The following is a 20,467-nucleotide window of genomic DNA, read 5'->3' on the forward strand; positions in this document are numbered from 1 at the left end:
CGACGGTTGGACCATCCCTGACCTGGCCTTATCCGGCTGGACCAGGAACGGCCCGACGCTTTGTCCGACATGGGACCGGTACGCGCGTAGTGAGTCCGAGCCCTCGGAAGGACCCCCTCTTGGCCGCCTCGCGCACTGCCTCGACCGCGAATATGAACAACGGCGCCAGCACCGCCCCGCTGCGCATCTCCTTTGCAAAGATCAAGGAGCCCCTCGAGGTTCCGAACCTTCTTGCGCTGCAAACCGAGAGCTTCGACTGGCTGCTCGGCAACGACGCGTGGAAGGCTCGTGTCGAGGCGGCTCTGGACAGCGGACAGGACGTCCCCACCAAGTCCGGTCTGGAGGAGATCTTCGAGGAGATCTCCCCGATCGAGGACTTCAGTGGGTCGATGTCCCTGACGTTCCGGGACCACCGCTTCGAGCCCCCCAAGAACTCCATCGACGAGTGCAAGGACCGCGACTTCACGTACGCGGCCCCGCTCTTCGTCACCGCCGAGTTCACCAACAACGAGACCGGCGAGATCAAGTCCCAGACGGTCTTCATGGGCGACTTCCCGCTCATGACCAACAAGGGCACCTTCGTCATCAACGGCACCGAGCGTGTCGTCGTGTCGCAGCTGGTCCGCTCGCCGGGTGTCTACTTCGACTCCTCCATCGACAAGACGTCCGACAAGGACATCTTCTCGGCCAAGGTCATCCCCTCCCGGGGTGCCTGGCTGGAGATGGAGATCGACAAGCGCGACATGGTCGGTGTCCGCATCGACCGCAAGCGCAAGCAGTCCGTCACCGTCCTCCTGAAGGCTCTCGGCTGGACCACCGAGCAGATCCTCGAAGAGTTCGGCGAGTACGAGTCCATGCGCGCCACCCTGGAGAAGGACCACACCCAGGGCCAGGACGACGCGCTGCTGGACATCTACCGCAAGCTGCGTCCGGGCGAGCCGCCGACCCGTGAGGCCGCGCAGACGCTTCTGGAGAACCTCTACTTCAACCCGAAGCGCTACGACCTCGCCAAGGTCGGCCGGTACAAGGTCAACAAGAAGCTGGGCGGCGACGCCCCGCTCGACGCCGGGATCCTGACCGTCGAGGACATCATCTCGTCGATCAAGTACCTGGTGAAGCTGCACGCCGGTGAGACCGAGACCGTTGGTGACAACGGCACCTCGATCGTCGTCGAGACCGACGACATCGACCACTTCGGCAACCGTCGTCTGCGCAACGTCGGCGAGCTCATCCAGAACCAGGTCCGCACGGGTCTGGCTCGTATGGAGCGCGTCGTCCGCGAGCGCATGACGACTCAGGACGTCGAGGCGATCACGCCGCAGACCCTGATCAACATCCGGCCGGTCGTCGCCTCCATCAAGGAGTTCTTCGGCACCAGCCAGCTGTCGCAGTTCATGGACCAGAACAACCCGCTGTCGGGTCTCACCCACAAGCGCCGTCTGTCGGCGCTTGGCCCGGGTGGTCTCTCCCGTGAGCGGGCCGGCTTCGAGGTCCGTGACGTGCACCCGTCGCACTACGGCCGCATGTGCCCGATCGAGACGCCTGAAGGCCCGAACATCGGCCTGATCGGCTCGCTCGCCTCCTACGGCCGCGTCAACGCGTTCGGTTTCGTCGAGACGCCGTACCGCCGGGTCACCGACGGTGTCGTCACCGACGAGGTCGACTACCTGACGGCCGACGAGGAGGACCGCTTCGTCATCGCGCAGGCCAACGCGCCGCTCGGCGACGACTTCCGGTTCGAGGAGACCCGCGTCCTGGTCCGCCGTCGTGGCGGAGAGGTCGACTACGTCCCCGGTGACGACGTCGACTACATGGACGTCTCCCCGCGCCAGATGGTGTCGGTCGCGACCGCGATGATCCCGTTCCTGGAGCACGACGACGCCAACCGTGCCCTCATGGGCGCGAACATGATGCGTCAGGCCGTGCCCCTCATCAAGTCCGAGGCGCCGCTGGTCGGCACCGGCATGGAGTACCGCTGCGCGGTCGACGCCGGTGACGTCCTGAAGTCGGAGAAGGACGGTGTGGTCCAGGAGGTCTCCGCGGACTACATCACCACCGCCAACGACGACGGCACGTACACCACGTACCGCCTGCACAAGTTCTCCCGGTCGAACCAGGGCACCTCCGTCAACCAGAAGGTTGTCGTGGACGAGGGCGCCCGCGTGATCGAGGGCCAGGTCCTGGCCGACGGTCCCGCGACCGAGGACGGCGAGATGGCGCTGGGCAAGAACCTGCTCGTGGCGTTCATGCCGTGGGAGGGTCACAACTACGAGGACGCGATCATCCTGTCGCAGCGCCTCGTGCAGGACGACGTCCTCTCCTCGATCCACATCGAGGAGCACGAGGTCGACGCCCGTGACACCAAGCTCGGCCCGGAGGAGATCACCCGGGACATCCCGAACGTCTCCGAAGAGGTCCTCGCCGACCTCGACGAGCGCGGCATCATCCGTATCGGTGCCGAGGTCGTCGCCGGTGACATCCTCGTCGGCAAGGTCACGCCCAAGGGTGAGACCGAGCTGACGCCGGAGGAGCGCCTGCTGCGCGCGATCTTCGGTGAGAAGGCCCGCGAGGTCCGCGACACCTCCCTGAAGGTCCCGCACGGCGAGATCGGCAAGGTCATCGGTGTCCGCGTCTTCGACCGTGAAGAGGGCGACGAGCTGCCGCCGGGCGTGAACCAGCTGGTTCGTGTCTACGTGGCGCAGAAGCGCAAGATCACGGACGGTGACAAGCTCGCCGGCCGCCACGGCAACAAGGGTGTCATCTCGAAGATCCTGCCGATCGAGGACATGCCGTTCCTGGAGGACGGCACCCCGGTCGACATCATCCTCAACCCGCTGGGTGTCCCGTCCCGAATGAACCCGGGACAGGTCCTGGAGATCCACCTCGGCTGGCTCGCCAGCCGCGGCTGGGACGTCTCCGGTCTCGGTGACGAGTGGGCCCAGCGCCTGCAGTCCATCGGGGCCGACCAGGTCGCGCCGGGCACCAACGTCGCCACCCCCGTCTTCGACGGTGCGCGTGAGGACGAGCTCGCGGGTCTCTTCGAGCACACCCTGCCCAACCGCGACGGCGACCGTCTGGTCCTCCCGTCCGGCAAGGCGAGGCTGTTCGACGGCCGCTCCGGCGAGCCGTTCCCGGACCCGATCTCCATCGGGTACATGTACATCCTCAAGCTCCACCACCTGGTCGACGACAAGCTCCACGCCCGTTCGACCGGTCCGTACTCGATGATCACCCAGCAGCCGCTGGGTGGTAAGGCCCAGTTCGGTGGCCAGCGATTCGGCGAGATGGAGGTGTGGGCGCTCGAGGCGTACGGCGCCGCTTACGCCCTCCAGGAGCTGCTGACCATCAAGTCCGACGACGTCACCGGCCGCGTGAAGGTCTACGAGGCCATCGTCAAGGGCGAGAACATCCCCGAGCCCGGCATCCCCGAGTCCTTCAAGGTGCTCATCAAGGAGATGCAGTCTCTCTGCCTCAACGTGGAGGTGCTGTCCAGCGACGGTATGTCCATCGAAATGCGTGACACCGACGAGGACGTCTTCCGCGCGGCGGAGGAGCTCGGCATCGACCTGTCGCGGCGCGAGCCGAGCAGCGTCGAAGAGGTCTGACGGGAGTCCGGGGGGCCTTGAACACCTGTGGAAAAGGTGATCAAGGCCCGCCGGCCCCAGGACCCCCGTATCAGACCCCTAAGACTTACAACCCTGAGAGGGATTGACGCATAGTGCTCGACGTCAACTTCTTCGATGAGCTCCGGATCGGTCTGGCCACCGCTGACGACATCCGTCAGTGGAGCCACGGCGAGGTCAAGAAGCCCGAGACCATCAACTACCGCACCCTCAAGCCCGAAAAGGACGGACTCTTCTGCGAGAAGATCTTCGGTCCGACCCGGGACTGGGAGTGCTACTGCGGTAAGTACAAGCGTGTCCGCTTCAAGGGCATCATCTGCGAGCGCTGCGGCGTCGAGGTCACTCGCGCCAAGGTGCGTCGTGAGCGGATGGGCCACATCGAGCTGGCCGCTCCCGTCACCCACATCTGGTACTTCAAGGGCGTTCCGTCGCGGCTGGGCTACCTGCTCGACCTCGCCCCGAAGGACCTCGAGAAGGTCATCTACTTCGCCGCGTACATGATCACGTACGTCGACGACGAGCGCCGCACGCGTGACCTGCCCTCGCTGGAGGCCCACGTCTCCGTCGAGCGTCAGCAGGTCGAGAACCGCCGCGACGCCGACCTCGAGGCCCGCGCCAAGAAGCTCGAGACCGACCTGGCCGAGCTCGAGGCCGAGGGTGCCAAGGCCGACGTGCGCCGCAAGGTGCGCGAGGGCGCCGAGCGTGAGATGAAGCAGCTGCGCGACCGTGCGCAGCGCGAGATCGACCGTCTCGACGAGGTGTGGACCCGCTTCAAGAACCTCAAGGTCCAGGACCTGGAGGGCGACGAGCTCCTCTACCGCGAGCTGCGTGACCGCTTCGGCACGTACTTCGACGGTTCGATGGGTGCCGCGGCGCTGCAGAAGCGCCTGGAGTCCTTCGACCTCGACGAGGAGGCCGAGCGCCTCCGCGAGATCATCCGCACCGGCAAGGGCCAGAAGAAGACCCGAGCGCTCAAGCGCCTCAAGGTCGTCTCCGCGTTCCTGCAGACCAGCAACAGCCCCAAGGGCATGGTGCTCGACTGCGTGCCGGTCATCCCGCCGGACCTTCGCCCGATGGTGCAGCTGGACGGTGGCCGCTTCGCGACCTCCGACCTGAACGACCTGTACCGCCGTGTGATCAACCGCAACAACCGCCTGAAGCGCCTTCTCGACCTCGGTGCCCCCGAGATCATCGTGAACAACGAGAAGCGCATGCTCCAGGAGGCCGTCGACGCGCTGTTCGACAACGGCCGTCGTGGTCGCCCGGTCACGGGCCCCGGCAACCGTCCGCTGAAGTCCCTCAGCGACATGCTGAAGGGCAAGCAGGGTCGATTCCGTCAGAACCTGCTCGGCAAGCGTGTGGACTACTCCGCGCGTTCCGTCATCGTCGTCGGTCCGCAGCTGAAGCTGCACCAGTGCGGTCTGCCCAAGGCCATGGCGCTGGAGCTCTTCAAGCCGTTCGTGATGAAGCGCCTGGTCGACCTGAACCACGCGCAGAACATCAAGAGCGCCAAGCGGATGGTCGAGCGCGGCCGCACGGTCGTGTACGACGTCCTCGAAGAGGTCATCGCCGAGCACCCGGTTCTGCTGAACCGTGCGCCCACGCTGCACCGCCTCGGCATCCAGGCCTTCGAGCCCCAGCTGGTCGAGGGCAAGGCCATCCAGATCCACCCGCTCGTCTGCACCGCGTTCAACGCGGACTTCGACGGTGACCAGATGGCCGTGCACCTGCCGCTCTCCGCGGAGGCGCAGGCCGAGGCCCGCATCCTGATGCTGTCCTCGAACAACATCCTCAAGCCGGCCGACGGCCGCCCGGTCACGATGCCGACCCAGGACATGGTCCTCGGTCTGTTCTTCCTGACCACCGACGGCGACCTGCGGAACGTGAAGGGCGAGGACCGCTCCTTCGCTTCCGTGGCCGAGGCGATCATGGCGTTCGACGCCGGCGAGCTCTCGCTGCAGTCGCGCGTGGACATCCGCTTCCCGGTGGGCACCATCCCGCCGCGCGGCTGGACCCCGCCGGCGCAGGAGGAGGGCGACCCGGAGTGGCAGCAGGGTGACACCTTCCGCCTGCGGACGACCCTGGGCCGCGCGCTCTTCAACGAGCTGCTGCCCGAGGACTACCCGTTCGTCGACTACGAGGTCGGCAAGAAGCAGCTCTCCGAGATCGTCAACGACCTCGCCGAGCGCTACCCCAAGGTCATCGTGGCGGCGACGCTCGACAACCTGAAGGCGGCCGGCTTCTTCTGGGCGACCCGTTCCGGCGTCACCGTGGCCATCTCCGACATCGTCGTTCCGGATGCGAAGCGCGCGATCGTCAAGGGCTACGAGGACCTGGACGAGAAGGTCCAGAAGCAGTACGAGCGTGGTCTGATCACCAAGGAAGAGCGCACGCAGGAGCTCATCGCGATCTGGACCAAGGCGACCAACGAGGTCGCCGAGGCGATGAACGCGAACTTCCCGAAGACCAACCCGGTCTCGATGATGGTGAACTCGGGCGCCCGAGGCAACATGATGCAGATGCGTCAGATCGCCGGTATGCGTGGTCTGGTGTCCAACGCCAAGAACGAAACGATCCCGCGTCCCATCAAGGCCTCCTTCCGTGAAGGCCTGTCGGTGCTCGAGTACTTCATCTCGACCCACGGTGCCCGTAAGGGTCTGGCGGACACCGCCCTGCGTACCGCCGACTCGGGTTACCTCACCCGTCGTCTGGTGGACGTCTCGCAGGACGTCATCATCCGCGAGGAGGACTGCGGCACCGACCGCGGTCTGCGTCTGGCCATCGCCCAGCGTGGCGAGGACGGCGTGCTGCGCAAGACGGAGAACGTCGAGACCAGCGTGTACGCACGTGCGCTGGCCGAGGACATCACCGTCGACGGCAAGGTGCTGGCCCCGGCCAACACCGACCTCGGCGACGTCCTCATCGACGAGCTCGTCAAGCACGGCATCGAGGAGGTCAAGACCCGCTCGGTCCTGACCTGCGAGTCCGCCGTCGGCACCTGCGCCATGTGCTACGGCCGCTCGCTGGCCACCGGCAAGCTGGTCGACATCGGTGAGGCGGTCGGCATCATCGCCGCCCAGTCCATCGGTGAGCCCGGTACCCAGCTGACGATGCGTACCTTCCACACCGGTGGTGTGGCCGGTGACGACATCACCCAGGGTCTGCCCCGTGTCGTCGAGCTCTTCGAGGCTCGTACGCCGAAGGGTGTCGCCCCGATCTCCGAGGCCTCCGGCCGCGTGCGGATCGAGGAGACCGAGAAGACCAAGAAGCTCGTCGTCACCCCGGACGACGGCAGCGACGAGACGGCGTTCCCGATCTCGAAGCGTGCCCGTCTCCTGGTGTCGGAGGGCGAGCACGTCGAGGTGGGCCAGAAGCTCACCGTGGGTGCCACCAACCCGCACGACGTGCTGCGCATCCTGGGTCAGCGTGCCGTCCAGGTCCACCTGGTCGGAGAGGTCCAGAAGGTCTACAACTCGCAGGGTGTGTCGATCCACGACAAGCACATCGAGATCATCATCCGGCAGATGCTGCGCCGCGTGACGATCATCGAGTCGGGCGACGCGGAGCTGCTGCCCGGCGAGCTGGTCGAGCGTTCGAAGTTCGAGACCGAGAACCGTCGTGTGGTCCAGGAAGGCGGCCACCCGGCCTCCGGCCGTCCGCAGCTGATGGGTATCACCAAGGCCTCGCTGGCGACCGAGTCGTGGCTGTCGGCGGCGTCCTTCCAGGAGACGACCAGGGTTCTGACGGACGCGGCGATCAACGCCAAGTCCGACTCCCTGATCGGCCTCAAGGAGAACGTCATCATCGGTAAGCTCATCCCGGCCGGTACGGGTCTGTCCCGCTACCGCAACATCCGGGTCGAGCCGACCGAGGAAGCCAAGGCCGCGATGTACTCGGCCGTCGGCTACGACGACATCGACTACTCGCCGTTCGGCACGGGCTCCGGCCAGGCCGTCCCGCTGGAGGACTACGACTACGGTCCGTACAACCAGTGAGCGGTTGGCAGTAGGCAGTAGGCAGTAAGACGAAGGGCGGTCATCCCCGGTGGGGGTGACCGCCCTTCGGCGTTCCCGGTCCGCTTCCCCGTGCCCCGGGGACCCGGTGCTAGCGCGGGAGCTGGAGGTACGGCTCCAGGGCGCGCAGCCGGGTGTAGTTGTCGGGGTGGGTGGACAGCAGCTTGGCGAGGCCGCCGGGCTCCTGGAGCTTCTTGCCCTGGGCGACGGCGTGCGCCTTCGCGGCGTCCTCCTCGGCCTGGAAGTGCTGGAGGACCTGGGCCATCTCCGATGCGAACCCGAGGGCGGCCGCCTGCTGGTCGGCGCGGAGCTCGCCGAGGCGGCCCGCCCAGGCGAGGAGGTAGGGCGCGACGACGAGGGGGACGGTGATGTACCAGGCGACGAGGAACCCGGCGACGACGAACATCCCCATGAAGAGGATCAGCAGGCCGGTCGCGGCCGCGGAGAAGACCCCGGCGACGGCGAGCGCGATCCTGGCCATGGCGCGGGTGAAGGCCCAGGCGAGCCGGCCGGGCAGCGAGTACCAGTAGCCGAGGAGGCCCGCCCAGGCGTGACCGCCCGTGTGGTGGCCGAGTTCATGGGCTAGTACGGCGGCGAGGTTGCTGCTGGGGATCCGGTTGAGGGAGTAGGTGGTGACGCCGACGACATGGCCTGCGGCCGCGACCGCGTTCAGGTCGTCGCTGTTCTCCACCATCAGCTCGTAGGTGTCCGCCTCGATGCCCGCCCGGGCGGTGACCTCGCGCCAGATCGGCTCCAGCCGGGCCCGTTCCGCGGCCAGCGGGGTCCGCAGTTTCAGCACGTGCCGGGCGAAGCGCAGCTCGGTGGGCCGGTGGAAGACGAGCGCCCCGGAGGCCAGCCAGCCCACCACGGCCAGCCAGCCCACCACGGTGCCGAACAGCCCCAGCGCGAGGGACGACACCACGGCGAGACTCACCAGGAACCCCGGGATCTGCGTCGCCAGCTGGCCTATGGCGGTGGCGTCGGCACCGCGCTGGTGGCTCGCGAGGTGGACGCGCGCGCCCTGGTGACGGTAGTCGAGGTCGTCGGGCGCGACGGCGGGCCGCGGCACGAACGGCGCCGGCTGCTGCCCCGCGTACCGAGGGTCCGGCCCCGGGTACTGCGGGGGAGCGGGCGCCGTCTGCGGGTAGGCGGCGGTCCCTGGGTAGGGGGCCGGGCCCGCGGTTCCCGGGTACTGGGGGGCCGGTCCGCCCGCGGTTCCCGGGTACTGGGGGGCCGGTCCGCCGGTGGTTCCCGGGTACGGGGGCGGGCCCGCGGGACCCGGATGCCGGGGTGGATGGCCTCCGGTCCCCGGGTACGGGGGTGCGGCGCCGTCCGCTGCCGGGTACCGCGGGGGGTGGCCGCCCGCTCCCGGGTACGGGGATCCCGGGCCGCCGGGCCCCGGGCCCTCGGGATACGGAGGCGGGGGAGCGGAGGACGAGGGGTACCGGGGCGGCGGGGCCGCCGCTCCCGGGTACGGGGGTTCCGGGGACGCGGGGCCCGGGCCTGGAGGCTGGGACATGGGGACTCCTTCGGTGCGGGGACGTCAGCCGATGAGCAGCGCGGTCGGCAGCAGCGCGGTTCCGGCGCAGAAGGCGATCAGCCCGGTGCGGATCCACTGGTGCTTGCGGGCGGCGATGCGGCTGGTCTCGATGAGTGCCGCCGTGAGTCCGGCGGCGGGGTCGCGATCGGTGTCGGCCAGCGCCGCGGCCAGCCGGCCCTCGCGCAGGGCCTGCTGGATGTCGCCGAAGTAGCAGAGAGGCCGGCCGGGGGCCCAGGTGTCCCGGCTGTAGCGCGGCAGCACGGCGAGCAGCAGCGCGAACAGGGACAGCCCCAGGGCCGCCGCCCCCGACCACCACAGGCCGGTGCCGGCCCGGGACAGTTCGGTCGGCGTCCAGCCGCGTCCGGCCAGCAGCGCGCTGAACGCCCCGGCGGTCATCCCGAGCGCCGCCACGAGCACGGAGGCCTTGCTGTCGGCCCTGGCTATCTCTCCCCGCAGCTCGGTCAGGAGCCGCTCCGCGGTGCGGCCGCCGGCCCCGGAGGGCGGCGGAACGGCCGGCAGGGGCGGTACGGGCGGCGCCGGGGCGACGGACGGCGGCTCGGGTGCGGACGGCGGCTCGGGCGCGGACGGCGGGGGAGGAGCGGGTACGTGGGGAGGCGCCGTGTCGGGGGTGCTCACGCGGGCTCGGCCCCCGGAGTGTCCTCGCGCGCGGTGCCGACGCCGGGCACCGGAGGCACCGCGGGAGCCGGTCCGGCGGCGGCGTACGGCGTCGTGGCGGGCTGTCCGTACGGGACGGGACCGTCGGGCGGCCCGGGCGTCGCGGGGGGACCGGCGTCCGGACCGGCGGCGTACGCCGGTGGGGGCGCCGTGTGCGGGGGCCCGGCGTACAGGGTCCTGTCGTCGGCGTACGGCACCCGCCCACCGGAGTACGGCTCCTGCCCCGCGTACGGAGGCTGGGAGTTCCCGTACGGAGGCTGGGCACCCGTGTACGGAGGCTGGGCGCCCGTGAGAGGGGGCTGGGCGCCGGCGTACGGAGGCTGTCCGCCGGAGTACGGCGGCGGGCCCCCCGCGTAGGGAGGCTGCCCGGTGTAAGGGGGCTGCGGGGACTGGCCGGGGTACGGCGGCCGGGGCGGTGTCTGCGGCTGACCGGGTGCCGCCCCGGCGGGAAGCGCCCCCTGCGCCGACGGCGTCTGCTGCTGGATCAGCTCGTCGACGGCGCGCAGGGTCGAGCGAGCCGATTCCGCCTTCTGGAAGTCCTCCAGGGTGTCCCCGGCGATGACCTGCAGCTGGCCCCTGATGGCCGACAGCTGGTCCTTCTCGATGGACCCGATGACCATCCTGGTGTCCTCGGGGTGCTGGGCCAGATGCAGGGCCCAGGCGGCGACGCCCCCGTGCTGGAGGTGGTACTGGTAGAAGTTGATCTTCTCGGTGATCAGATGGTGGTCCTGCCGCTGCCGCAGCACCTCCAGCTCGTGCTGCTGGTGGGCCAGCCGGAGCCGGAACTCGTGCTCGGGGTCGAGCATGTCGGACTCGTAGCGCAGGCTCCGCTGCCGTCGCCGGTGCGCGATCGCCTCGTCGTCGAGCCGCAGTCGTACGACACAGGTCACGGCGAGTCCGATGCCCGCGGCGAAACCGTCCGCCTCCACGGCCCGCTGGACCGCGCGCTCGGCGGCCGGGCTGTCCTCGATGGAGAAGCCGCGGCTCACCGGCCGCGCGAGCTGGTGCAGCTCACGGGTGAGCCGCGTCGGCACGTCGCGTTCGCCGCTCGCCACGTACGCGATGGGGTCCGCGACCCGCCAGGTGAGGTCGGCGGTGGCGCCGAAGGAGAACGCGTCGTCGTCGCTCGGCACCTCCAGGGCGAGCTGCACCGGGTGGCTGCCCATGTCCACCTCGTAGACCGAGGTGTAGCGGCGGGTCGCCGCGTCCGCGCGGCTCGGCCGGTTCGGCGGCATGTAGACGTCGTACGAGCCCTTCGCGGTCACGAAGACCAGCGCGTGGTCGATCGCGGTGACCGCGCGGCGGACGGTGTAGTCGAAGCGCGCGATCGGCCGCACGGTGAGCACCGGGTCGATGAGCGCGGTGTGCCGGTTGGCGTTCTGCTGCCACTCCGGCTGACGGCGGAACTCCGCCATGGTTCAACTCCTCGATGGATCTGACGTGGCTGCGGTGGAGGGGAGCAGGCGGCCGAGCAGGCGGTCGGCCACCGGTGGGCGCGGGCCGCCGTCCGGGGCGCGCAGGTTGAGCAGTTCGTGGCTCAGGCGCTTTTGGTCGTCGGCCGTGACGACCAGGGCGGGCAGCAGCAGTTCCAGTGCCTGCGAGACGTCCGCCCGGCGCTCGGCCAGGTGCACCCAGGTGTGCACGGCGTACAGGGCGCCACGGGTGTGCCCGCGGTCGCCGAGCGCGGTCCGCCACAGGGTGGCCAGGTCACGGGCCGAGTCCTCCTCGTACATGCCCGTGTCGGCGTACCACTCGACGAGCGCGCCCTCCTCGGCGTTGTCGCAGGCGCGGACGAACGCCCCCAGCGCGAGCGCGCGGACCGAGGGGGTGTCGTGGTGGAGCAGGCGCACCAGCTCGGAGAGCATCTCGCCGCGCCGGGCGCCCACCGAGAGCAGCAGGGCCGTCGAGTCGACCAGGTTGTTCGCCTCGGTCTCGTTGCTGCCGCCGGCGCGGGCGCGGGCGGCGAGGGCGCTCAGCGCGGGTCCCGCGAGGTCAGGGCGCAGCGGGGTGAGCAGGCCGAAGGCGCGGATCGCGGTCCAGCGGCGGCCCCAGTGGGAGTCCGTGCACCACTGGGTGAGCAGGCGCAGGACGACGGGCGTGTCGAGGAACTGGGCGAGCGTGAGCGTGTTCGCCGCGGTGACGCGGGGGCCGAAGGCCTTCGACACCGCCCAGCCGTCGATCAGCAGTTCCATCGCCGAGGGCAGGTCGGCGCGGGCGAGCAGCGCGGTGGCCGCGGCGGCCCGGGTCCGGACGACCGGACGGCTGTCGCGGGCCAGTTCCTTGAGCCAGGCGACCAGCGCGGGCCGGGCCGAAGGGTGGCCCGTCCACACCTCGGCGAGCAGGAGACGAGGGGTGTTCTCCTTCTTGAAGTAGGCGGTGAACTGCGGCACCGAGCCCCATGCCGTCTCCTCGACCCGTACCTCGCCGTCGGCCCACGCCCGTTCCAGCCGGGTCTCGGCGGGGAGCCCGAACACCGGGATCTCCGGCGGCTGTTCGGGATGCTGGAGCCGCTGGAAGTGCACGTACAGCTTGTCGGCGAGTTCGGCGGCCAGCACGTACGGCGCCTGGTCGAAGACGGCGAGCGAGATGAGGAAGGCCTTGTCGCGCAGGGTGGCCTCGGGGTCGCAGAGCCACTCCCGGCACTGCTGCTCCACGGCCGCGTGCCCGAAGTCGGCGAGGCGGGCCGCCGCCTCCTCGCCGCCGTCGTAGCGGGCGACCTCCACGGCGAAGCGGGCGACCTCGGAGGGGCGGTGGGCGCCCCGCGCGAGGAAGTCGTGGACCGGGCCGAGGGCGAGCAGTCCGTCGATGTCCCGGGCCGTTCCCGTAGCTCCCGCCACTCCTGTGGTTCCCGCCGCTTCCGTCGTGGCCGGCCCTCCTGCACCCTCGGGCCCCGCCGGGTCTTTCCGCAGGTCGGCCAGGTGGGCGCGCAGTACCGTCGCGGCCTTTGGCGGCTCCCAGGAGGACGGGGCGACCCCCAGCAGGAAGGGGGAGTTCTCGACGGTCACCACCAGATAGCCGTCGGTCTTCGCGAGCCGGTCGCGGGCCGCGTACAGGTGGGTGTCCCGCAGCGGTCGGTTGCGGCTCAGCGGCAGGTCGCGCAGGACGTGTCCGCCGGGCGCGGAGAGCTGGGCGCCGAGGTTCGCCGGGCCGGTCTCGGCGGACAGGGCGTGCACGGAGGGGACGCCGAGCCGGTGCAGGAGCATCAGCGCGGCGGCGTGGCGGCCGGTGGAGTGGGCGCCGGCCAGGACGAGGACGCGTTCGTCGCGCAGCCGGGTCAGCGCGGCGGCGAAGGCGGGACCCTCGACGAAGACTCCGGCGAGCGCGTCGAGGCGCTGCCGCGGGATCTCCCCGGAGGTGTGCGCCGCCGAGGCGGACGCCGTGCCGTGGTGGTGGATCTCCGTCTTGCCGCCCATGAACACGTCACGGGCCGAGCCGCCGGCCGACACCCCGTGCTGGGCCCCGCCGACCAGGCTGCCGCCGAAGGACGCGGCCTCGTCGAAGATGAATCCCGGGGTGTGCGCGACGAGCTCGCGCTGTGCCGCCCTCGCCTCCTGGGTCCGCTCCTCGGGCTCGCCGGACTCGGTGTGCGCCTCGGACACCGGACGGGGGTCCCCCGGTCCCGCCGGTGCCTTCGGTGCCGGCGCTGGTACGTCGTCGGAGGCGTCCCGCGCCGTGGCGTGCGGTGCCGTCACGCCGGCTCACTCCCGCTCCGGCCCAGGTGGACGTCACCGGTGACCCGGCCGCCGGACACGCCGTGCTGGTCACCCGCGACGAGGCTGCCGCCGAAGCCGGGCGAGCCGCCGGTGAAGTTGAAGACGACGTTCGCGGGAGGCGCGGCGGGGGCGACGGGCTCCGCCTCCGCCGGGGCCTGTCCCGCCGCTTCCGGTGCCGGTGTCGGTGCCTTCGGACGGTCCGGTTCGGGGGTCTCCGGAGCGGTGGCCGCGCCCGGCGCCGGGCTCTCCCCCGAGCCGCCCGGCGCCGGCGCTCCCCCCTCTTCACTGTGGTTCTCACCGTGGCCGCCTCGGGCGCGGCCGTCCGCCCCGTGCGGGACCGGGCCGTGCAGCCAGGCCCGCAGGGGGCCGTTCTTGCTGTCCACCGTCACCGGGTGGAACGTGTCCGCCGGGATGCCCGGGTGGTCGTGCCGCACGATCCCGGCGTGCACGTTCTCCGAGACGCACAGGGCGAAGTCGTCCGGCCGCTCCCGCAGGGCCGCGCGCAGCGTCTCGGCGTCGAGGAGCCGGCAGGCGTGGTTGAGGTCGGAGCCGACCCAGCCGTCGTGGCCGTCGACGGCCACGTATCCGGCGGCGACGACTCCGCGCAGACGGATCTGGGCGGAGCTGGAGGCCATCCGGTTGACCGCGCGGAGCTGGGCGGGGACCTCGGTGAGCAGGGCGCGCAGCAGGGCGGTGACCGGGGCACCCGCGTCGATCAGCTCCATCACCGAGTCACCGCGGTCCGCCCGCAGGCGCAGGCGCTCGTCGATGCCGGCGCTCTCCAGCGCGCGGTCGGTGATGTCGTACAGCATCCGGCGCAGGTAGGCCTGCTCGACGTCGTCCCGGTCGCTGTACTTCTCGATGTCGAGCAGGAGGATCGTCCGGCTCACGGGGTCGGTCATGGTCGCCTTTCGGTGGGGGCCTCGCCTGGCAAGCAGGGTGGCGTCACCGATGGACCCGGCGTGAGGACGGATGTCCCACTCGAAGTGTGACCGTGTGCACAGAAGCGGTCCGCGGTCACGGGCGGCCCACCTGTCCGGGAGGTCCCGCACGTCCCCACGGGGTGCTCTTCACGTGGTCCGGAGGGATCTCGGGTGATCCCTGCGGTGCCCAGGAGACCGGAGTGACGGCCGTTATTCGCACATCCGTGCAGGGCCGCCCCTCCGCGGGTGACGGACGGGGTCGCAGGTCTGTGCGGACCGCCCCTCTCCGGGGGAGACCGGGGCCCGCGTGTGCGTACGGGGCCGGCACCTCACGGGTGACGGGCGGGGCCGTCGGGGGCGTTCGGGTGGGTTCCGCTCAGCCCCGGGCGATCCGGCGCAGCACGTCCATCCGCAGGATCACCATCGTCCGACGGCCGGTCAGCACCGCGTCCCGTTCCCGGAGTTCCTTCAGCAGACGCTGGACCATCTCCCGGGAGGCCCCCACCGAGCCCGCCAGCTCCTGCTTGCTCAGCGGGACGGAGAGTTCGATGCCCTCCTCCGTGCGGCGGCCGTTCGTACGGGCCAGGTCGAGGAGGAGCGCCGCGAAGCGCTCCCGCACGCTCATCGAGGCGAACTCCAGCCGGCGGCGGTCGGCGGCGCGGGTGCGGTCCGAGGTGAGGCCGAGGAGGGCGAAGGAGACGGCGGGGGAACGGGCGAGGAAGTCCGTGAAGTGTTCGCGTACGACCGCGACCGTGCGGACCGGCTCCAGGGCCGTCACCGTCGCGGAGCGCGGCCGGCCGGTGAGCGCGGCGGACTCGCCGATGATGTCGCCGGGGCCCCGCAGCGCGAGCAGTGCCTCGTAGCCGTTGGCCGCGGACGCCGTCACCTTGGTCCAGCCGTGTGTGACGATCAGCACGTGCGAGGAGGGCTCGCTCTGGTGCAGGAGCACCATCCGGGTCGTGAAGGACAGCTCGCGCCCGAGGGACAGCAGGGCGGACCGGTCCTCGTTCTCCAGCCGTGCCAGGAACGGCACGCGGTCGTCCAGGCTCTCGTCCCCGGGTAAGGGCGCAGCCGTCATGAATCCATCCCCTGTCCCCCGAGGGTCACCGTGGCCGACGCACGGTGACCGATGCACAGCAACCGGTCAACGTACTCACCCAGGGTGTGCCATGAGCACGGAATCCGGGACTTTCACCGACGAGAAGCTGCGAGAGGCGCCTGGACCCCCGAGAATGGATCGGTAGAAGTCCGGCGTGTCGGGCGGGACGGCATTTGTTTTGACCGGAGTCCGTGAGGTAGGTACGCTCTTACCTTGTGCCTGGGGTGTGCCCTGGCTCTCGTGCGTGCCTTCGAACCGCAACCGAGAGTCGTAAGCGGCCACCGCAATCTGCGCTCTTTCCGCTTTACGGCGGGGGTCCGCAGTGTTCGACACACCCGACCGCGTGGGTCGGCGACGTTCCAGGTTAGCTTCACCATTCGGCACACAGAAACCGGAGAAGTAGTGCCTACGATCCAGCAGCTGGTCCGGAAGGGCCGGCAGGACAAGGTCGAGAAGAACAAGACGCCCGCACTCGAGGGTTCGCCCCAGCGTCGTGGCGTCTGCACGCGTGTGTTCACGACCACCCCGAAGAAGCCGAACTCGGCCCTGCGTAAGGTCGCGCGTGTGCGTCTGACCAGCGGGATCGAAGTCACCGCTTACATTCCGGGTGAGGGACACAACCTGCAGGAGCACTCCATCGTGCTCGTGCGCGGCGGCCGTGTGAAGGACCTGCCGGGTGTTCGCTACAAGATCATCCGAGGTTCCCTGGACACCCAGGGTGTCAAGAACCGCAAGCAGGCCCGCAGCCGCTACGGCGCCAAGAAGGAGAAGTAGAAAATGCCTCGTAAGGGCCCCGCCCCGAAGCGCCCGGTCATCATCGACCCGGTCTACGGTTCCCCTCTGGTGACCTCCCTCATCAACAAGGTGCTGCTGAACGGCAAGCGCTCCACCGCCGAGCGCATCGTCTACGGCGCCATGGAGGGTCTGCGTGAGAAGACGGGCAACGACCCGGTCATCACGCTGAAGCGCGCGCTGGAGAACATCAAGCCCACGCTCGAAGTCAAGTCCCGCCGTGTCGGTGGTGCGACGTACCAGGTTCCGATCGAGGTCAAGCCCGGTCGCGCCAACACGCTCGCGCTGCGCTGGCTCGTCGGTTACTCCCGCGCCCGTCGCGAGAAGACCATGACCGAGCGTCTGCTCAACGAGCTTCTCGACGCCTCCAACGGCCTTGGTGCCGCTGTGAAGAAGCGTGAGGACACCCACAAGATGGCCGAGTCCAACAAGGCCTTCGCGCACTACCGCTGGTAGTCGTTACCCACATCGAGACCGAGAGAAGACTGAAGCCTTATGGCTACCACTTCACTTGACCTGGCCAGGGTCCGCAACATCGGGATCATGGCTCATATCGACGCGGGCAAGACGACCACCACTGAGCGGATCCTCTTCTACACCGGCGTCAGCTACAAGATCGGTGAAGTCCACGACGGCGCCGCCACCATGGACTGGATGGAGCAGGAGCAGGAGCGTGGCATCACGATCACCTCTGCTGCCACCACCTGTCACTGGCCGCTCGAGGACGACGACTACACGATCAACATCATCGACACCCCGGGGCACGTCGACTTCACGGTCGAGGTGGAGCGTTCGCTCCGCGTCCTCGACGGTGCCGTCACGGTGTTCGACGGTGTCGCCGGTGTCGAGCCGCAGTCCGAGACGGTGTGGCGTCAGGCCGACCGTTACGGCGTGCCGCGCATCTGCTTCGTGAACAAGCTTGACCGCACCGGCGCCGAGTTCCACCGCTGTGTGGACATGATCAAGGACCGGCTCGGTGCCGTTCCGATCGTCATGCAGCTCCCCATCGGTGCCGAGATGGACTTCAAGGGCGTTGTGGACCTGGTCCGCATGAAGGCGCTCGTGTGGTCCGCCGAGGCGGCCAAGGGCGAGATGTACGACGTCGTCGACATCCCGGCCACGCACGTCGAGGCCGCCGAGCTCTACCGCGGTCAGCTGGTCGAGACCGTCGCGGAGCACGACGACGAGATCATGGAGCTGTTCCTGGAGGGCCAGGAGCCCACCGAGGAGCAGCTGTACGCCGCGGTCCGTCGCGTCACCATCGCGTCCGGCAAGTCCGAGGGCGTCACGGTCACCCCGGTGTTCTGTGGCACCGCGTTCAAGAACAAGGGTGTTCAGCCCCTGCTCGACGCGGTCGTGCGCTACCTCCCGACTCCGCTTGACGTCGAGGCCATCGAGGGCCACGACGTGAAGGACCCGGAGACCGTGGTCAAGCGCAAGCCGTCGATCGACGAGCCGCTGTCCGCGCTCGCCTTCAAGATCATGAGCGACCCGCACCTCGGCAAGCTCACCTTCGTCCGGGTTTACTCGGGCCGCCTGGAGACCGGCACCGCGGTGCTGAACTCCGTCAAGGGCAAGAAGGAGCGCATCGGCAAGATCTACCGCATGCACGCGAACAAGCGTGAGGAGATCGAAGCGGTGGGCGCCGGCGACATCGTCGCCGTGATGGGTCTGAAGCAGACCACGACCGGTGAGACGCTCTGCGATGACAAGAACCCGGTGATCCTGGAGTCCATGGACTTCCCGGCGCCGGTCATCCAGGTCGCCATCGAGCCCAAGTCCAAGGGTGACCAGGAGAAGCTGGGTGTAGCCATCCAGCGTCTCGCGGAGGAGGACCCCTCCTTCCACGTTCACTCGGACGAGGAGACCGGCCAGACCATTCTCGGCGGTATGGGCGAGCTGCACCTCGAGGTGCTGGTCGACCGTATGAAGCGCGAGTTCCGGGTCGAGGCCAACGTCGGCAAGCCGCAGGTCGCGTACCGTGAGACGATCCGCAAGACCGTCGAGCGTCACGACTACACCCACAAGAAGCAGACCGGTGGTACCGGTCAGTTCGCCAAGGTGCAGATCGCGATCGAGCCCATCACCGAGACCGATGGTCCGGCGTACGAGTTCGTGAACAAGGTGACCGGTGGCCGTATCCCGCGGGAGTACATCCCGTCGGTGGACGCCGGTGCGCAGGAGGCCATGCAGTTCGGCATCCTGGCCGGCTACGAGATGACGGGCGTTCGCGTCACGCTTCTCGACGGTGGCTACCACGAGGTCGACTCCTCCGAGCTCGCGTTCAAGATCGCCGGTTCGCAGGCGTTCAAGGAGGCCGCTCGCAAGGCGTCCCCCGTGCTTCTCGAGCCGATGATGGCCGTCGAGGTCACCACGCCCGAGGAGTCCATGGGCGATGTCATCGGCGACCTCAACTCCCGCCGTGGCCAGATCCAGGCCATGGAGGAGCGCAGCGGCGCTCGCGTCGTGAAGGGCCTCGTGCCCCTCTCGGAGATGTTCGGCTATGTCGGAGACCTCCGCAGCAAGACCTCGGGTCGCGCAAGCTACTCGATGCAGTTCGACTCCTACGCCGAGGTTCCCAGGAACGTCGCCGAGGAGATCATCGCGAAGGCCAAGGGCGAGTAACACACCCCGTTTACACGCTTTAGGCTTGACACCGACCGCCGGGCTTCGACCGGTAAGGGAGAATCCCGGCGGGCGGCATCCCAGCAAAGATCACCTGGCGCCGATGAGTAAGGCGTACCAGAACCACTCCGCAGGAGGACCCCAGTGGCGAAGGCAAAGTTCGAGCGGACTAAGCCGCACGTCAACATCGGCACCATCGGTCACATCGACCACGGTAAGACGACCCTCACGGCCGCCATTACCAAGGTGCTGCACGACGCGTACCCGGACCTGAACGAGGCCTCGGCCTTCGACCAGATCGACAAGGCTCCTGAGGAGCGCCAGCGCGGTATCACGATCTCGATCGCGCACGTCGAGTACCAGACGGAGGGCCGCCACTACGCCCACGTCGACTGCCCCGGTCACGCGGACTACATCAAGAACATGATCACGGGTGCGGCGCAGATGGACGGCGCCATCCTCGTCGTCGCCGCGACCGACGGCCCGATGCCGCAGACCAAGGAGCACGTGCTCCTGGCCCGCCAGGTCGGCGTTCCGTACATCGTCGTCGCCCTGAACAAGGCCGACATGGTGGACGACGAGGAGATCCTGGAGCTCGTCGAGCTCGAGGTCCGTGAGCTCCTCTCCGAGTACGAGTTCCCGGGCGACGACCTTCCGGTCGTCAAGGTCTCGGCGCTCAAGGCGCTCGAGGGCGACAAGGAGTGGGGCCAGACCGTTCTGGACCTCATGGCCGCCGTCGACGAGGCCATCCCGACCCCGCCGCGTGACACCGAGAAGCCGTTCCTCATGCCCGTCGAGGACGTCTTCACGATCACCGGTCGCGGTACGGTCGTCACCGGCCGTATCGAGCGTGGTGTCCTGAAGGTCAACGAGACCGTTGACATCATCGGCATCAAGCAGGAGAAGACCACCACCACGGTCACCGGCATCGAGATGTTCCGCAAGCTGCTCGACGAGGGCCAGGCGGGCGAGAACGTCGGTCTGCTCCTCCGTGGCATCAAGCGCGAGGACGTCGAGCGCGGCCAGGTCATCATCAAGCCCGGTTCGGTCACGCCGCACACCGAGTTCGAGGCCCAGGCCTACATCCTGTCGAAGGACGAGGGTGGCCGTCACACCCCCTTCTTCAACAACTACCGTCCGCAGTTCTACTTCCGCACCACGGACGTGACCGGCGTCGTGACCCTCCCCGAGGGCACCGAGATGGTCATGCCGGGCGACAACACTGAGATGACCGTTTCGCTCATCCAGCCCGTCGCCATGGAAGAGGGCCTGAAGTTCGCCATCCGTGAGGGTGGCCGGACCGTGGGCGCCGGCCAGGTCACCAAGATCAACAAGTAATTGTTGACCGCATGACCTGGTAGCTCTTCCCGAGCTCCGGAGAGGGCCCGTACGACTTCGGTCGTACGGGCCCTCTCGCATGTCCGGAACGGTCGCGCCCGGCGAGTGACCGGCAGGCCTCCGTCT

The 20,467-nt window shown here is 69.1% G+C and carries 12 protein-coding genes; 6 read left to right on the forward strand and 6 right to left on the reverse strand.

From position 1 onward, the window contains the following. The first annotated feature begins 119 nt into the window (after positions 1 to 119). Both rpoB and ACFYW7_RS30930 read left to right on the forward strand, forming a co-directional pair. Positions 120 to 3,605, forward strand: a complete 3,486-nt coding sequence (gene rpoB, locus ACFYW7_RS30925; protein ID WP_389508380.1) for a DNA-directed RNA polymerase subunit beta — start codon at positions 120 to 122, stop codon at positions 3,603 to 3,605. Positions 3,606 to 3,718: 113 nt separating this feature from the next. Beyond that, a complete protein-coding gene (locus ACFYW7_RS30930) occupies positions 3,719 to 7,618 on the forward strand; it encodes a DNA-directed RNA polymerase subunit beta' (protein WP_389508382.1) in 3,900 nt (1,299 codons plus the stop codon). 109 nt (positions 7,619 to 7,727) lie between these two features. On the opposite strand, the gene ACFYW7_RS30935 is transcribed toward ACFYW7_RS30930, so the two are convergent. From ACFYW7_RS30935 to ACFYW7_RS30960, 6 genes are all read right to left on the reverse strand, one after another. Continuing rightward, complete coding sequence (locus ACFYW7_RS30935) at positions 7,728 to 8,705, reverse strand: M48 family metalloprotease (protein ID WP_389508384.1); 978 nt, start codon at positions 8,703 to 8,705, stop codon at positions 7,728 to 7,730. 474 nt (positions 8,706 to 9,179) lie between these two features. Then, positions 9,180 to 9,695: a Pycsar system effector family protein gene (locus tag ACFYW7_RS30940; RefSeq protein ID WP_389508592.1), complete on the reverse strand. Its 516-nt coding sequence runs from the start codon at positions 9,693 to 9,695 to the stop codon at positions 9,180 to 9,182. A 113-nt stretch (positions 9,696 to 9,808) separates the two neighbouring features. Continuing rightward, on the reverse strand, positions 9,809 to 11,266 hold the full coding sequence (locus ACFYW7_RS30945; RefSeq protein ID WP_389508386.1) for a PE-PGRS family protein: 1,458 nt from the start codon (positions 11,264 to 11,266) through the stop codon (positions 9,809 to 9,811). 3 nt (positions 11,267 to 11,269) lie between these two features. After that, positions 11,270 to 13,543 carry a hypothetical protein gene (locus ACFYW7_RS30950; RefSeq protein WP_389508388.1) on the reverse strand — a complete coding sequence of 758 codons (2,274 nt, stop codon included), beginning with the start codon at positions 13,541 to 13,543 and terminating at the stop codon, positions 11,270 to 11,272. Beyond that, positions 13,540 to 14,466, reverse strand: a complete 927-nt coding sequence (locus tag ACFYW7_RS30955; RefSeq protein ID WP_389508390.1) for a hypothetical protein — start codon at positions 14,464 to 14,466, stop codon at positions 13,540 to 13,542. The genes ACFYW7_RS30950 and ACFYW7_RS30955 overlap by 4 nt, the downstream gene beginning before the upstream one ends. A gap of 397 nt (positions 14,467 to 14,863) precedes the next feature. Next, positions 14,864 to 15,565: a Crp/Fnr family transcriptional regulator gene (locus tag ACFYW7_RS30960; protein ID WP_389508392.1), complete on the reverse strand. Its 702-nt coding sequence runs from the start codon at positions 15,563 to 15,565 to the stop codon at positions 14,864 to 14,866. A 423-nt stretch (positions 15,566 to 15,988) separates the two neighbouring features. Between ACFYW7_RS30960 and rpsL the strand changes: the two genes are divergently transcribed. From rpsL to tuf, 4 genes are all read left to right on the forward strand, one after another. After that, entirely contained in the window at positions 15,989 to 16,360 is a 372-nt protein-coding gene (gene rpsL, locus ACFYW7_RS30965; protein WP_003948652.1) for a 30S ribosomal protein S12, read from the forward strand. 3 nt (positions 16,361 to 16,363) lie between these two features. Next, positions 16,364 to 16,834 carry a 30S ribosomal protein S7 gene (gene rpsG, locus ACFYW7_RS30970; RefSeq protein ID WP_003974303.1) on the forward strand — a complete coding sequence of 157 codons (471 nt, stop codon included), beginning with the start codon at positions 16,364 to 16,366 and terminating at the stop codon, positions 16,832 to 16,834. Positions 16,835 to 16,873: 39 nt separating this feature from the next. Next, complete coding sequence (gene fusA / locus ACFYW7_RS30975) at positions 16,874 to 19,003, forward strand: elongation factor G (protein ID WP_389508394.1); 2,130 nt, start codon at positions 16,874 to 16,876, stop codon at positions 19,001 to 19,003. A gap of 144 nt (positions 19,004 to 19,147) precedes the next feature. After that, entirely contained in the window at positions 19,148 to 20,341 is a 1,194-nt protein-coding gene (gene tuf / locus ACFYW7_RS30980) for an elongation factor Tu (RefSeq protein WP_389508396.1), read from the forward strand. The last annotated feature ends 126 nt before the right edge of the window (positions 20,342 to 20,467 follow it).

It is taken from the genome of Streptomyces sp. NPDC002580 (assembly GCF_042889485.1).
Classification (GTDB): Bacteria; Actinomycetota; Actinomycetes; order Streptomycetales; family Streptomycetaceae; genus Streptomyces.